Here is a 14,831-nt window from a genome sequence, read left to right on the forward strand (position 1 = left end):
GTCGCGACGCGCCGCACGCTGCCTCATACGCTCTGCTCCAGAAAGTACCGCGAGAGCGCCTCGGGCTCGAACTCGCCTTCCATGAAGAACGGCGCCATGGCGCGCTTGCCGAAGAGGCTCACCAGTTCCGCACGCCGTCGCGCGACGGCCTCGCGCCACTTCGCGCGCACCTGGCCCGAGAGCCACACGGTGCGGCGCGCGCCGGTCTCCATGTCGCGCACGTCGAGCAGGCCGCCGCGTTCGGGCGCATCCAGTTCCGCGGGGTCCCACACCACCATCGGCACGACGTGCGCGTGCAGGAGCATGTCGAGGATCGCGGGCATGCCGTCGAGCGGCCAATGAAAATCCGAGACGATGAACACCAGCGCCTGCCTGCCCGCGAGCTTCGCCACCACACGCGCCAGCGCTGCCGTGCCATTGCCGGCGCCGGCGGCGGCGCTGTTCCACGGCGTGGGCATGTCCGCGTGGGACGCAGCCGCCTCGCTGCGCAGCATCGCGGCCATCACGTCGCCGCTGCCGCGTCCGTAGCGCGGCGGCGCGCTCAGATCGTTGCGTTCGGTGTGGTCGAACGCGGCCATGCCCACGCGGTCGCCGCTCCGGAATGCGCTGTAGCCGAGCGCCTCGACGAAGTCGGCCACCACGTCGAGCTTCGAACGCTTCACGCCGAAGCGCATGGACGCCGACACGTCCACGATCACCTGCACCGGCACCGCCACGCGCTGCAGATTGAGCCGCACGAGCCATTCGCCGCGCACCGACTGAATGCTCGCGCGCAAGTCGAGCCGGCGCGGGTCGGGGTAATCGACGAGCCGCGCGTGCAGCGCGAACTCCTGCCCAGGCCCGAAGCTCGTGCCCGGGTGCGAGCCAGGACGAAAACCGCTTGCGCGGCCCGGCAGACGGTAATGGAATTCGCGCGGCGCCTTCATGAACGGTGTCTCCCTCCTCCCCCCCGGCGCTCAAGGCACCGCGAGGCGCGCCACGATCTGCGCCACCAGCGCCTGGGCCAGTTCCTGGCGGCGCAGTTCGTAAATGGGCGTGAAGAAGACGCGATGGCCGAGCGCCGCGGGCAGCACGGCGTGCACGTCTTCCGGCGTGAGGTGCGAGCGGCCCGCAAGCCAGGCGCTCACGCGCGCGGCGCGCAGCAGCGCGCTCATGCCGCGCGGGCTTGCGCCCGCCAGAATCAGGCGGTCCATGTCCACGTCGTCGAGTGCGATGCCGAAGGTCTGCGGCGTTTCCGTCGCGCTCCAGATGTCGAGCACGTAGCGCTCGATCGCCTCGCTCGCGTGAATGCCCTGCTGGATCGCCGCGCCCATGCTGTTGAGTTCCTCCCAGGCCACCACGCCCGGCCGCACGGTTTCGATGAGCGCGTCGGCGTCGTGGAAGACAGTGTCGAACACGAGGGCACGGCGCACGTCGGGGTCGGCCGGCGTCGGCATGTTCAGTTCGAACAGAAAGCGGTCGCGCGCGGCGGAGGCCAGCTCGAAGGTTTCTTCCTTCTCCACCTTGTTGCGGTCCGCGAACACGGTCATGTGCGGAAAGCGGTATTCGCGGTCGAACGCGGAGACCGAGCGCTCCGCCATCGCCCGCAGCAGCAGGGACTGCACCTGCGGGCGCGCACGGTTGATCTCGTTGAAGAAGAACGTGGTGAGCCGCTCACCTTTGCGCAAGAGCGGGCCGGGGTCGATGCGCGGCTTGCCTTCGGCATCCACGTAGGTGTGGTAGACGAGGTCGCCCGGCATGAGGTCGATGGTGCCTTCCACGCGTTCGAACTCGCCGCCCACGGCGCGCGCGAAGGCGCGCAGCACGGTGGTCTTGCCCACGCCCACGCCGCCTTCCAGCAGCACGTGGCCGCGCGCGAAGAGCGCCACGGTGATGAGGCGGATGGTCGGTTGCTGGCCGATCACGACCTTGCCCACTTCGTCTTCGAGCCGCAGCGCGTTTGCGCGCCAGTCCTGAAGTCTCTCGCCCAATGCCATTGGCCGCTCCTCCTTCTTCTCCTGGCGGCCCCGATTGGGGAGGCGACGACACCTGCCGACCGGCCGCACCGCGAGGCCGCAAGCAGCTCTCATGCCGATCGCAGTGCAGCAGAGCGAACAACGGTGTGGGCCAAGGCGCCGGCGATGGCGCGCAGGCCTTGCTGCAACGGCGCGCGTGATGAGCGCAGCACAAGGTTCGATGGGAGGGAGCGGCACACACTGTCACCGAACCGGCGCAGTGTGGCGAAGGCAAACGAGCCAGGCGTTGACGAGGCGGCGCAACGAAGTCCGCCGTTACGCGAAGCTCGCCACGCCGTCGAAGAACGCAGCACGGTCGGTTGTCGGCTTAGGTGAGCCGACGCGAGCCAACCCAGGCCAACCCGAGTTAGTCAGTCCGGCATGGCGGCGGTTGCCTCGCCGTTGTGCGGAATGGAGATGGCGAGCGTGCCGCCTGTCGCCGTCGGAGACGCGCTGGAGGGCCCATTCGAAGGCACATACTCGACGCGACCGCCCAAGGCGGCCACGCGCTCCTGCACGGAGAGCAGCCACGCGGGCGTGGGCGTGCGGATGGCCGGCTGCGACACGACGCTCACGCCTGCTGCACCGGCTGCACCGGCTGCACCGATGACACCCGCCGCAGCCACCGTACCGCTCACATTGGCCGGGCCACTCGTGCCATTCGCACCATTCGCACCATTCGCATCATTCGCCTCGCCGCGCTCGCCACCTGCATCCGCGCCACGCCGTGGCTCTTCACCAAGGCTCAGCACCACCAACCCGCCCGCCTTCCCGAGCACCAGCGAAAAGTCCGCATCGCGCTGCTGCCGGCCCGCGTCGTCGAGGGTTTCCTGCACGATGCGATAGAGCACGGTGGCCACGTCGCGATCCAGTTCGGTCTCCGTCACGTCGAGCGCCACGCGCAGGCCGTAGCGCGTGGCGAGGTCGCCGGCCAGCCAGTCGAGCGCGGCGGCGAGGCCCAGGTCGTCGAGCATCGGCGGACGCAGCTCGGACGCGAGCGAGCGCACCAGCGCGACGAGATGGTCCACGAGTCCGTCCACGTTCTCGCGCAGCGCGCGGGCGGCGTCGCTCTCGCCTTCGATGCGCGCGAGGCTGTCGCGGTGCGTTTGCGCGTCGAGCGCCGACATCTCCATCTTGAGCGCGGTGAGCGGCTGCCCGAGCCCCTCGTGGAGCCGCCGCGCCAGCACGGCGCGCTCGTCCTCGCGCACGCGTTGCAGCGAACGCGCGAGTTCGCGGTAGCGCATCTCGCTCTCGCGCAGCGCGTTCTGGAAGCGGTGGCGCTCCGTCATGTCGCGGGCCACCACGGTGTAGAGCCGCTTGCCCTGTGCGGTTGCGCGGGAAATGGACGCATCGATCAGGAACTCGGTGCCGTCGGCACGCAGCGCCACCACGTCGCGGCCGCCGTTCATGGTCTTGAGGCTTACGCCTTCCTTGCCGAAGCGGGCCACGTGCTGGCGATGACCGGCGCGAAAGCGCACCGGAATCAGCACGCCCACGTCTTCGCCCAGCACGGTGGCGGCCGCGCGCCCGAACATGTGTTCCGCGGCGGGATTGAACATGACGATGCGGTGCTGCTCGTCCACGGTGACGATGGCGTCTGCCGCCGTCGAGACGATGGCTTGCAGTTGGTTCTCCTGCGTTTCGGCCTGCTTCACGGCGCGACGCATTCTGGCGAACAGCCAGGCCGATGCCGCCAGTGCGGCAATCAGCAGGACGCTGAGAACCAGGACGGTGAGGACCAGGATGGCGGGTGAATTCATTGGTTTATTGGTCCGGCGGGTGCGCGCCACGGTCCGATGCTGAACAGATCGGAATGATTGTGGCGGCCGCACAGGCGTTTCAATTGACACAGATCAAAGAGCGCGGGCGAACCGTTTCCAGACTGGTCCGCAGCGACCCGCCGGACACGCACATGACGCCAAAAGCGAAGCTCGATCCCAAGCTGAACCCTATCCCCGCCCCGGACGCTGCCCCGGACGCCGCCAGGCAGCAGGCCGCGACGCGCACCGCCGTGCGCCTCTTCCTGTGCGGCGACGTGATGTTGGGCCGCGGCATCGACCAGATCCTGCCCCACCCGGGCCAGCCTGATCTCCACGAGCCCTACGTGCGCTCCGCCACCGGGTACGTGAAGCTCGCCGTGCGCGCCACGGGCCGCATTCCGTCACCTGTCGATGCCGCTTATCCGTGGGGCGGTGCGCTCGCCGTGCTGGCCGAGCGCGCACCGCACGCGCGCATCGTCAATCTGGAAACGGCCGTGACGACGAGCGAGACCTGGTGGCCCGACAAGCGCATTCACTACCGCATGCATCCCGCGAATCTGGCGAGTCTGACGTGCCTCGTGCGAGCGGGCACCGACTGCTGCGTGCTCGCCAACAACCACGTGCTCGACTGGGGCTACGCGGGGCTCGACGAAACGCTCGCGTGCCTGCACGAAGCGGGCATCCGGACGGCAGGTGCGGGCCACGACGCGCAAGCCGCGGCGGCGCCGGCTGTGATCGAGCTGGGAGAGGACAGTGCAGCGGGCGGCCCGCCCGTATCCGTTCAGGAGGACGAACACGCCGCCCCGCTCCGCCGGCTTCTCGTCTACGCATACGGCAGCGAAACCGCGGGCGTGCCGCCCGCCTGGGCCGCGAGCGCCCGGCACAACGGCGTGAACGTGCTGCCCGATCTATCGATAAAAACCGCCGACGCCGTTGCCCGCCACGTCGCCGACATGCGCCGGCCCGGCGACCTCGTCGTGATCTCGCTGCATTGGGGCGACAACTGGGGTTTCCACGTTTCGCGCGCGGAACAGGCATTCGCCGAGCGGCTCATCGACGCGGGCGCCGCGGACGTGATCCACGGCCACTCGTCGCATCACGTGCGGGCGATCGAGGTGTATCGCGGCAAGCCGGTGTTCTACGGCTGCGGCGACTTTCTGAACGACTACGAGGGCATTCCAGGCCACGCGCAGTACCGGCCCGACCTCACGCTGATGTATTTTCCGGTGCTGGACGCGGCCACCGGTTTGCTCACAGAACTGCAAGCGGTGCCCATGCGCATCCGTCATTTCCGGCTGGCGCATGCACGCGACGAAGATGTGGCCTGGTTGCACGAAACGCTCGCGCAGCAAGGCGAGCGTTTCGGGGTGCGCGTGGAGCGCGTGGGCGATGCACAAGAAGTGCTGGCGTGGCGTTGGTGAGCCCGAACGCCTGCGTGCCTCAGCGGCTCCCTCAGCCGTGCTTCAAACCGCCCGGCGGCTGCGCCGGAACTGGTCGAACAGCACCGCGAGCAGCAGGATGCCGCCGCGAATCAGGTACTGGTAGAACGTCGGCACGTTCATGAGGCTCATGGCGTCCTGCACCGCGCCCATGATGAGCACGCCCACCAGCACGCCGGAGATCGTCGCCACGCCGCCCGTGAGCGACACGCCGCCCAGCACGCACGCCGAGATCACGCCTAGCTCCAGCCCCACCGAGGTCTTCGGGTCGCCCAGGCTCATGCGCGAGGCCAGCATCACGCCCGCGAAGCCGGTCACGAGGCCTTGCAGCACGAACACGACCACCTTGATGCGCGTCACGGGCAGCCCCGCGAGCAGCGCCGCCTCGCTGTTGCCGCCCACGGCGAGCACGTTCTTGCCGAACACTGTCTTCTTGAGCAGGAAGCCGAACACCACGAAGCCGATGATGTTGCTCCAGATCGGAAACGAGATGCCGAGGAACGAGCCGCCGCCCAGGTCGAAGAAGCGCTCTTCCGAGATCATCACGGCGTCGCCGTTCGAGGTCAGGAACGCGAGGCCGCGCACCGCTTCCATCATGGCGAGCGTCGCGATCAGCGAGTTGATCTTGAAGCGCGCGATCAGCACGCCGTTCACGAGGCCCACCGCCCCGCCCGCCAGCACGCCGGCCGCAATGCCGAGCATCACGCTATGCGACTGCGTGATGACGGTGGACGCCACCACGCCCGAAAACGCGACGATGGAGGCGACGGAAAGGTCCACCTCGCCGAGCGCGAGCACGAACATCATGGTGACCGCGATCGAGCCGATCAGCGTGACCGAGAGCAGCAGGCCCTGGATGTTGCGGGTGGTGAGAAAGTCGGGCACGGTCGCGGAGAGCACCGCGAACAGCACGACGAACACCACCACGATGCCCGACTTGTTGATGACGTCCCATGTGCGCGCCTTGCGGGGCGTGATGGGCCCGGCTGCTTCGGCAACTGCGTCGGCGGCCGGTTCGGTAACGGAGGAAGTGCCCTGGGGTTGCATGGCTTGGCTCATCTCGTGTTCGTCTTTCGTGGTACGTCCGGTCTTTGGAGAATCCGGGTGAATCAGCGGGTGAATCAGCAATGCCGTCGCGCTAGCGCGGCAGCGCCAGCTTGATCAGTTCGTCGGGGGTGGCCTGCGCCTTCGGCACGGTGCCGGCAATGCGGCCCTCGCGCATCACGATGATGCGGTCGGCCACGCCGATCACCTCGGCCAGATCGCTCGACACCATCACGACGGTGCGCCCGGCCGCCGCCAGGTCGTACAGCAGGTTGTAGATTTCGGCGCGCGCGCCCACGTCGATGCCGCGCGTGGGTTCGTCCATCAGGAACACTTCGATGCGCTCGGCGAGCCACCGCGACAGGATCACCTTCTGCTGGTTGCCGCCCGACAGCGTGCCGATGGCCGTGTCGCCGTTGCGCGTCTTGATGGCGAGCTTCGCGATGTATTCCTGCGCGAGTTCGCGTTCGCGGCGCGCATTGAGCAGGAAGCGCGCGGGGCTGAAATGGCGCCGCGCGCTGATGTTGAGGTTGTCCGCCACCGATGCGATGGCCACGATGCCTTCCTGTTTGCGATCTTCGGGGCACAGCGCAATGCCGGCGCGCACGGCGTCGCGCGGGCTCGCAAAGGCCACGCGCCGGCCGTTCAGTTCGACGTGGCCCGCGCTCGGCCGCTCGGCGCCGTACAGCAGCTTCATGAGTTCGGAGCGCCCTGCGCCCACCAGCCCGAAGAAGCCCACGATCTCGCCGCGCCGCGCGGCAAACGAGATCGGTTCGGCCAGACCCGGGCCCATCAGGCCCTTCGCCTCGATCATCACGTCGCCGGCCTCGCGCGGCCGGTAGCCGTAGACGTCGGCAATCGAGCGGCCCACCATGCAGGCAATCAACCGGTCGCGCTCGAGGCCGTCCACCGACTCGAACGTCTCGATGTGGCGTCCGTCGCGAAACACCGTGACGCGGTCGCACAGCTCGTAGACCTCGTCCATGCGGTGCGTGACGTAGATGATCGCGCGCCCTTCGGCACGCAGCGCGTTGATGATGCGAAAGAGGTTGACCGTCTCGCGCGCCGAGAGCGAGCTCGTGGGTTCGTCGAAGGCGATGACGCGCGCGTCGCGCATCAGCGCCTTGCCGATCTCGATCATCTGGCGCTGGCCGATGGAAAGATTCTTGACCGGCGTGTTGGGGTCGATGCGCTCGCCAAGACGCTTCAATTCGTCCATGGCGCGCGAGACGAGCGTGCTCTCGTCCACCACGCCGAGCCGGTTCGGCAACTGCCCGAGCATCAGGTTTTCCGCCACCGTCAGCTCGGGCACGAGATGCAGTTCCTGATAGATGATCGCGATGCCCGCATCCAGCGCGGCGCGCGTGGTCGCGAAGCGGTGCTCCACGCCGTTCAAGCGCAGCGTGCCTTCCTGCGGATGGTTCACACCCGAGAGCACCTTGAGCAGCGTCGATTTGCCGGCGCCGTTCTCGCCCATCAAGCCGAGCACTTCGCCGGCGCGCACCGTGAGCGACACGCGGTCGAGCGCGCGCACGCCCGGAAAACTCACGGAGATCCCGTCGAGTTCGAGGTAAGCGCGCCCGGCGCCGTTGTTGCCGCCGCTCGCAGGCGCGGCGGCCGCGCCTGCATGAGTCATCGTTTCAGTCATTGCATCCCTGCCCGCACGCCTTCAGATTAAATGCCCAGCTCGGTGCGCACGGCTTGCCAGTTTTCGCGCGTCATCAGCTTGCCCGTGGTCTGCGTGTCGGCGGGCGGCTGCTTGCCGTTGCGGATCCAGTCCACGAGGTTCTGCGTGCTTTGCTTGCCGTGGTTCGTCGAGCTCACCGCGATCGTGCCGTAGAAACCCGTGGGTTCCTTCTTCTGGAACTCGGCGAACGCTTCGCCCGCGCCGTTGATGCCCACGCCGATCACGTCGGCAGACGGAATGTGCAGTTGTTCCGTTGCGCGCACGGCGCCCAGCACCGTTTCTTCGTTCAGCGCGAACACTACCCACTTCTTGATGTTCGGGTGCTGTGCGAGCACGGGCGACGCTGCGTTGAAGCCGCCTTCGTCGTCGGTGGTCTTCTGCGGCGCGTCGAAGATGTTTTCCTTCTTGAAGCCGTTGGCAAGCAGCGTCTGCGTGGCGCCGTCGGTGCGCAGCTTGGCCGTGGGCAGTTCGTAGTCAGTCACGCGCAGCGCGCCCACTTCTTCGGGCTTCCAGCCGCGCTTCTTCATTTCGTCCGAGATCGCCTGGCCCACCTGGTTGCCGATCTTGAACGCCGACATGCCGAGGTGCGGCACGGTGGCAAGCGGCTTGCCCGACGAGTCGACGAGCTGGTCGTCCACCGTCACGAACTTCATGTTGTAGCGCTTCGCGCGCGCGGCGATAGCCGGTCCGAGACGCACATCCGGTGCGCAGATCACGAAACCTTGCGCGCCTTGTGCGCCGAGGTTGTCGATAGCCGACAGCACCTTTTCACCGTCCGGCGTGCCGATGTTCACCACCGAAAAACCTTCCTGCTTGCCGAGCGCCGTGGCGGCCTTCTGCTCGTTGATGAACCATGCCTGCTCAGGCATCTTCACGAGAAAACCGATCTTGAGTGGCGTGTCGGCCTGGGCCGTGGCGAGCATGCCGAGCGGCGCCACGCACATGGCGGCGAGCGCGGCGCGCAGAGTCAGACGGCGAAGGGTGCGGGTCATGCGAGTCTCCTGGTGAGTGGTTGTTGTTCAACCGTTTGTTTCAAGCTGGTTTCAAGCTGCTTCAGGCGTGGGTGCTGCTTCTGTTTTGTTCTGCCTTGCCGGCTGCGGCAGGTGCGGTCCCGAACAAGACCGCTCAGCCGCCGAACGCCTCCACCTCCACGTGCCGGCCGAGCAGGAACGCGTCGGCCACCAGTTGAAGCGGACGCACGTCCACGTCGTGCGCGCCGTTCGCGATGAGCGTGTGAAAGTGTTCATAGAGCGACGGATATTCGCGCTCAGGTCCAAGCTCGACCGGCTCGCCCGCAATCGACAGCCGCTTGCCGCCTTCGCTGATGGAGAGCAGGCCATCGGTAGTTTCCACGTCGATTTCCCATTGTTCGACCGGGCCATGGCGCCAGTCGAACTCCGCGCGCACGGGCACGCCGAGCGTATCGATGCAGTCGAGTTCAGCGGCGATGGGCGTGGCGGCGTCCGAGGGCATCCACAGCGTGGCCGCGCGCAGCAGCACCGCACGCGGCAGGATGCGCGTGACGATGGAAAGCGCGTTGATGCCCGGATCGAAGACGCCGAGACCGCCCGGCTCCCAGATCCATTGCTGGCCCGGATGCCAGCGGCGCACGTCTTCCTTCCAGCGCACGTGCACGCCGCGGATGGTGCGTTGCGCGAGCCAGCCGCGCGCCGGTTCCACGGCGCTGGCATGGCGCGAATGCCACGTCGCGAAGAGCGTGCGGTTGTGGGCGCTCGCGAGTTCGCGCAGCGCTTCCACTTCGCTCACGCCCGCGCCGGGCGGCTTTTCGAGCATCACGTGCTTGCCGGCTTCCAGCGCGGCGCGCGCCTGCGCGTAGCGCACCTGGGGCGGCGCGCAGAGCGACACGGCGTCCAGCTCGCTTTCGGCGGCAAGCAGTTCGTCGATGGTCTTGTAGTTGCGCACGCCGTCCACCTCGGCATGGCGGCTCGCGCAGGCGACGAGGTCGAAGCCGCTGTGAGCCGCGATGGCGGGCAGATGCTGGTCGCGGGCAATCTTGCCGACGCCCGCGATGGCGATGCTGTAGGTCGAATTCGTCGTCATGGTGGCTTTGCTTTGCGCGGTTCTGGTGTGCTTACTTCGCCCAGCGCAGCACGAGCGGATCGAGCCGGCGCGCAATGGCGACGAGTTCCGCGCGCGTTTCGGGATGCATGGCCGGCAGCGGATGGCGCGGCAGTTCGCAGTCGATCACGCCGCCTTCCTTCATGAGCGCCTTGCACGCGAGCAGCCCCGCCTGACGGTTCTCGTGATTGATGAGCGGCAGCCAGCGCTGATAGAGCGTGAAGGCGTCGTCGAGGCGGCCTTCGCGGTGCGCTTCGATGATCGGACGGATGCCGTCGGGAAAACCGCCGCCCGTCATGGAGCCCGTCGCGCCCGCGTTGAGGTCGGCCAGCAGCGTAATGGCCTCTTCACCGTCCCACGGACCTTCCACGGCTTCGCCGCCCAGCCGGATCAGCTCGCGCAGCTTGTTCGCGGCGCCCGGCGTTTCGATCTTGAAGTACGCCACCTGCTCGATCTCGCGCGCCATGCGGGCGAGAAACGGCGCGGAGAGCACCGTGCCGCTCGCGGGCGCGTCCTGGATCATGATGGGAATGTCGACGGCGTCCGACACGCGCGCGTAGAAGTCGTAGATCTGCGGCTCGGGCACGCGGAAGGTGGCGCCGTGATACGGCGGCATCAGCATGACCATCGCCGCGCCCTGGTCCTGCGCGCGGCGGCTGCGCTCGGCGGCGACGCGGGTGCCGTAGTGCGTCGTCGTCACGATGACCGGCACGCGGCCTGCCACGTGTTCGAGCATGGTGCGCGTGAGCGTCTCGCGCTCGTCGTCGGTCAGCGCGAACTGCTCGGAGAAGTTCGCAAGAATGCACAGGCCGTCCGAACCGGCGTCGATCATGAAGTCGACGGCGCGCTTCTGGCTCGCCAAATCGAGTTCGCCGGTCTCGGTGAAGGTGGTGGGCACCACCGGGAAAATGCCGCTGTAAGGACGCTTCGCGTTCGTGTTCATGACTCTCAAGTCCTGCTCAATGCCTCAATGACTCAATGCGAGTGACGCGGCACGGCGCAGCCGCGCTGGCCCACGAGGAAGTCGAGGTCGCAGCCTTCGTCGGCCTGCAGCACGTGGTCGACATAGAGCCGCGCGTAGCCGCCGCGGTCGCTCTGCTCGGCCACGCCCGGCGCTGCGAGCGGATCGACGTCGGACAGGCGCCGCGCGAGTTCTTCGTCGCTGATGTCCAGATGCAGACGGCCGGCTTCGCAGTCCAGCTCGATCCAGTCGCCCGTGCGCACTGCCGCGAGCGGACCGCCCGCCGCGGCTTCCGGCGCCACGTGCAATACCACGGTGCCGTAAGCGGTGCCGCTCATGCGGGCATCCGAAATTCGCACCATGTCCTTCACGCCCTGCCGCAAGAGCTTCGGCGGCAGGCCCATGTTGCCCACTTCGGCCATGCCAGGATAGCCGCGCGGACCGCAATTCTTCATGACAAGCACGGAATTCGCATCCACTTCGAGCGACTCGTCGTTGATGGTCGCCTTGTAGTGGTCGAAGTTCTCGAACACCACGGCACGGCCGCGATGCTTGAGCAGCTCGGGCGTGGCCGCCGAGGGCTTCAGCACCGCGCCGCGCGGCGCCAGGTTGCCGCGCAGGATGCAGATGCCGCCGTCCGCGATGAGCGGCTTGTCGAGCGGGCGGATCACTTCGTCGTTGTAGTTCGGCGCCGTGCGCACGTTGTCCCACAGCGTCTTGCCGTTCGCGGTGAGCGCGTCGGGATGCGGAATCAGGCCCGCTTCGCCCAGGCGCCGCAGCACGGCGGGCAAGCCGCCCGCGTAATAGAACTCTTCCATCAGGAAGCGGCCCGAGGGCAGCAGGTCGACGATGGTGGGCGTGTTGCGGCCAATGCGCATCCAGTCTTCCAGCTCGAGCGGCACGCCGATGCGGCCGGCAATCGCTTTCAGGTGGATCACGGCGTTGGTCGAGCCGCCGATGGCCGCGTTGGTGCGAATCGCGTTTTCGAACGCTTCGCGCGTGAGCAGCCTGGAGAGCGTGAGCCCCTCCAGCGCCATTTCGACGATGCGGATGCCCGACATGTGAGCGAGCACGTAGCGGCGCGCATCCACGGCGGGAATGGCGGCGTTGTGCGGCAGCGTCACGCCGAGCGCTTCGGCCATGCACGCCATCGTGGAGGCCGTGCCCATCGTGTTGCAGGTGCCGGCCGAGCGCGACATGCCGGCTTCAGCCGAAAGGAAATGATGCAGGTCGATCTCGCCCGCCTTCAGCGACTCGTGCAGTTGCCAGACGGCCGTGCCGGAGCCGATGTCCTTGCCTTCCAGCTTGCCGTTGAGCATCGGCCCGCCCGAGACGACGATGGCCGGCACGTCGCAACTGGCCGCGCCCATCAAGAGCGCCGGCGTGGTCTTGTCGCAGCCGGCGAGCAGCACGACCGCGTCGATGGGGTTGCCGCGAATGGCCTCTTCCACGTCCATGCTCGCCAGGTTGCGCGTGAGCATGGCGGTGGGCCGCAGGTTCGACTCGCCGTTCGAGAACACCGGGAATTCCACCGGGAAACCGCCGGCTTCGTAGATGCCGCGCTTCACGTGCTCCGCGAGCTTGCGGAAATGGGCATTACACGGCGTGAGTTCCGACCACGTATTGCAGATGCCGATAATGGGCCGGCCGTCGAATTCGTGGTCCGGAATGCCCTGGTTCTTCATCCAGCTTCGGTACATGAAGCCGTTCTTGTCCGTGGTGCCGAACCACTGTTGGGAGCGCAGTTTGGGTTTCGAAGCCGACATCGTCTCTGTTTGTTCTCAAGGCGAAATATGCGGCACAGTTTAAGGACAAGTCTGATAACCTTCCAATGAAAATCCAGACGTTTCCGATATCTATTTCGACATTAGTGTAAATACCTACGCCATGCTGGAAACGAGCCCTTCCTACGTCCGAACCCGCCTGAGAACACGCCAGTTGCTGCTGGTCGTGGCGCTGGCGGAGACCGGCAACATCCACCGCGCGGCGGCCACGCTGAACATGACGCAGCCGGCCGCTTCGAAGGTGCTGCGCGAACTGGAGGAACTGCTGGGCGCGGTGCTGTTCGAGCGCATGCCGCGCGGCATGCGGCCCACGCTCTACGGCGACGCGTTGATCCGCCATGCCCGCGCCGTGCTGGAGAGCCTCGACCAGGCTCAGGAGGAACTGACGGCGCTGAAGGCCGGGCGGCTCGGCCACGTGGCCGTGGGCGCCATCACCTCGCCCAGCGTGCGCGTGTTGCCCGCGGCCGTGGCAGCGGTCAAGCGCACGCACGCGAACATGCGTGTTTCCGTGGAGATCGAAGCGAGCAACGTGCTGCTGGAGCGGCTCGCGCAGGACAAGCTCGACGTGGTGCTCGGGCGTCTTTCCGCCGACCACGACGCGCTGCAACTGCGCTACGAGCCGCTCGCCGGCGAGCCGATCTGCGCCGTGGTGCGGCCGGGCCATCCGATGCTGGCCCTCGCGCCGGCCGCACTGCCCGACGTGGAGCGCTTCGCCTGGGTCGTGCCGCCCGCGGGCAGCGTGTTGCGCCACCGCTTCGACATGATGTTCCAGCGCGCGAGCCTCGCACCGCCGTCGAACGTGGTGGAGACCTCGGCCCTGCTCTTCATTACGCGAGTGCTGGAACAGAGCGACATGATCGCGGTGATCGCCGAAGACGTGGGCCGCTACTACGCGGGCCACGGCATGGTGGAGATCCTGCCGCTGCAGATGAATTGCCAGATGGACGACTTCGGCATCATCACGCGGGCCGACCGGCTGCTCTCGCCGGCGGCGGAGGTGATGGTGGAAGCGTTGCGGGTGGCAAGCCGCGAGGCCTACGCGGAGGTGGCGGTGGCGTGAGCCCCGCTGCGCACTTCGCGCCGCACCGCCTGCGGCGGCACGCCGAAGCCGCGTACGAACGCCTCGCGCAGGTGGCGCCGGTCGCGAAAACCGGTCTCCTTCGCGATGACGTCGAGCGAATGCCGGCTCTGCTCGATCATGAGCCGGGCCGCTTCCAGCCGCAGCCCTTCCACAGCTTTCGCGGGCGACTGCCCCGTCTCCATCGTGAACACGCGGCTGAACTGGCGCGCGCTCAGATGCGCCGCCGCGGCCAGCTCTTCCACCGTGAGCGGACGCGTCAGGTTCTTGCGCGCGTAGTTGAGCGCGTTCTGGATGCGGTCGGACTTCGGCGCGAGATCGAGCATCTCCGAATGCTGGGACTGGCCGCCCGCGCGCCGCTGATGCATGACGAGCTTGTGCGCGACCGTGCGCGCCACGTCCGCGCCCAGATCTTTCTCGACCATGCCGAGAGCGAGGTCGAGCCCCGCCGTCATGCCGGCCGACGTCCAGAGCGGGCCGTCGATGATGAAGATGCGGTCTTCTTCCACGCGGATGCCGGGAAAGCGCTTCTGCATCTCGCGGGCGAAGGCCCAGTGCGTGGTGGCGCGGCGTCCGTCGAGCAGGCCGGCTTGCGCCAGCACGAAACCGCCCGTGCAGATGGCCGCGACGCGGCGCGCGCGGTCTGCGGCCTTGCGGATGAAGGCGAGCGCGGCGGGCTCTGCGGGCATGGCGAGCGGGTCGCTCACGCCCGCCACGATCCACGTGTCCGCCTGCGTGCGCGGCCCCGCGGCCCGCGTGCCGACCGCGAGGCCGACCGACGAACGCACCTCGCCGCCCTCGGCCGAGTAGTGCGCCATGGTGTAGAAGGGGCTGCCCGCGGTGTCGTTGGCGTACTCGAACACCGCCTGGGTGGCGAGCGCCATGATCTGAAACCCGTCCGACAACAGATAGCCGATGCGATGCATGCGAGTGCTCCGTGCGCGCCGTGTGCGGTCGCGCAAATACGTGGCGGAAAACGTGATCATAGACGCTATTCCGGTCATG

Annotated in this window: 12 protein-coding genes; 2 read left to right on the forward strand and 10 right to left on the reverse strand. The window is 67.6% G+C overall.

What is annotated here, in order from left to right; genetic code table 11:
- Positions 1–23: 23 nt before the first annotated feature.
- The 3 genes from PXJ20_RS29360 to PXJ20_RS29370 all read right to left on the reverse strand — a co-directional run bounded on the left by PXJ20_RS29360 (position 24) and on the right by PXJ20_RS29370 (position 3,754).
- Positions 24–926, reverse strand: coding sequence for a DUF58 domain-containing protein (locus PXJ20_RS29360; protein WP_421032316.1), 903 nt, complete (start codon positions 924–926; stop codon positions 24–26).
- A gap of 30 nt (positions 927–956) precedes the next feature.
- Complete coding sequence (locus tag PXJ20_RS29365) at positions 957–1,976, reverse strand: AAA family ATPase (RefSeq protein WP_126878258.1); 1,020 nt, start codon at positions 1,974–1,976, stop codon at positions 957–959.
- A gap of 389 nt (positions 1,977–2,365) precedes the next feature.
- A complete protein-coding gene (locus tag PXJ20_RS29370; RefSeq protein WP_421032315.1) occupies positions 2,366–3,754 on the reverse strand; it encodes a PAS domain-containing sensor histidine kinase in 1,389 nt (462 codons plus the stop codon).
- A 152-nt stretch (positions 3,755–3,906) separates the two neighbouring features.
- On the opposite strand from PXJ20_RS29370, the gene PXJ20_RS29375 reads away from it, so the two are divergent.
- Positions 3,907–5,175: a CapA family protein gene (locus PXJ20_RS29375; protein ID WP_421032314.1), complete on the forward strand. Its 1,269-nt coding sequence runs from the start codon at positions 3,907–3,909 to the stop codon at positions 5,173–5,175.
- Positions 5,176–5,217: 42 nt separating this feature from the next.
- Here PXJ20_RS29375 and araH read toward each other — a convergent pair whose 3' ends face one another.
- The 6 genes from araH to PXJ20_RS29405 all read right to left on the reverse strand — a co-directional run bounded on the left by araH (position 5,218) and on the right by PXJ20_RS29405 (position 12,730).
- Positions 5,218–6,252 carry an L-arabinose ABC transporter permease AraH gene (gene araH / locus PXJ20_RS29380; RefSeq protein WP_017775821.1) on the reverse strand — a complete coding sequence of 345 codons (1,035 nt, stop codon included), beginning with the start codon at positions 6,250–6,252 and terminating at the stop codon, positions 5,218–5,220.
- A gap of 79 nt (positions 6,253–6,331) precedes the next feature.
- Entirely contained in the window at positions 6,332–7,885 is a 1,554-nt protein-coding gene (gene araG, locus PXJ20_RS29385) for an L-arabinose ABC transporter ATP-binding protein AraG (RefSeq protein ID WP_017775820.1), read from the reverse strand.
- Positions 7,886–7,911: 26 nt separating this feature from the next.
- Entirely contained in the window at positions 7,912–8,916 is a 1,005-nt protein-coding gene (locus PXJ20_RS29390; RefSeq protein ID WP_017775819.1) for an arabinose ABC transporter substrate-binding protein, read from the reverse strand.
- A gap of 133 nt (positions 8,917–9,049) precedes the next feature.
- Complete coding sequence (locus PXJ20_RS29395; RefSeq protein ID WP_421032313.1) at positions 9,050–9,985, reverse strand: Gfo/Idh/MocA family protein; 936 nt, start codon at positions 9,983–9,985, stop codon at positions 9,050–9,052.
- A gap of 31 nt (positions 9,986–10,016) precedes the next feature.
- The gene (locus tag PXJ20_RS29400; RefSeq protein WP_421032312.1) at positions 10,017–10,946 is read right to left on the reverse strand and encodes a dihydrodipicolinate synthase family protein; all 930 of its coding nucleotides are present in this window, start codon (positions 10,944–10,946) and stop codon (positions 10,017–10,019) included.
- Positions 10,947–10,978: 32 nt separating this feature from the next.
- Positions 10,979–12,730, reverse strand: coding sequence for an IlvD/Edd family dehydratase (locus PXJ20_RS29405; protein ID WP_421032311.1), 1,752 nt, complete (start codon positions 12,728–12,730; stop codon positions 10,979–10,981).
- A 121-nt stretch (positions 12,731–12,851) separates the two neighbouring features.
- Here PXJ20_RS29405 and PXJ20_RS29410 point away from each other — a divergent pair, with 121 nt between their 5' ends.
- Entirely contained in the window at positions 12,852–13,808 is a 957-nt protein-coding gene (locus tag PXJ20_RS29410) for a LysR family transcriptional regulator (RefSeq protein ID WP_421032310.1), read from the forward strand.
- Here the strand turns inward: PXJ20_RS29410 and PXJ20_RS29415 are convergent.
- Positions 13,784–14,752, reverse strand: a complete 969-nt coding sequence (locus tag PXJ20_RS29415) for a GlxA family transcriptional regulator (protein WP_421032309.1) — start codon at positions 14,750–14,752, stop codon at positions 13,784–13,786. The genes PXJ20_RS29410 and PXJ20_RS29415 overlap by 25 nt on opposite strands.
- Between the last annotated feature and the right edge of the window lie 79 nt (positions 14,753–14,831).

This window comes from Paraburkholderia sp. A1RI_3L (genome assembly GCF_048957895.1).
GTDB lineage: Bacteria > Pseudomonadota > Gammaproteobacteria > Burkholderiales > Burkholderiaceae > Paraburkholderia > Paraburkholderia kururiensis.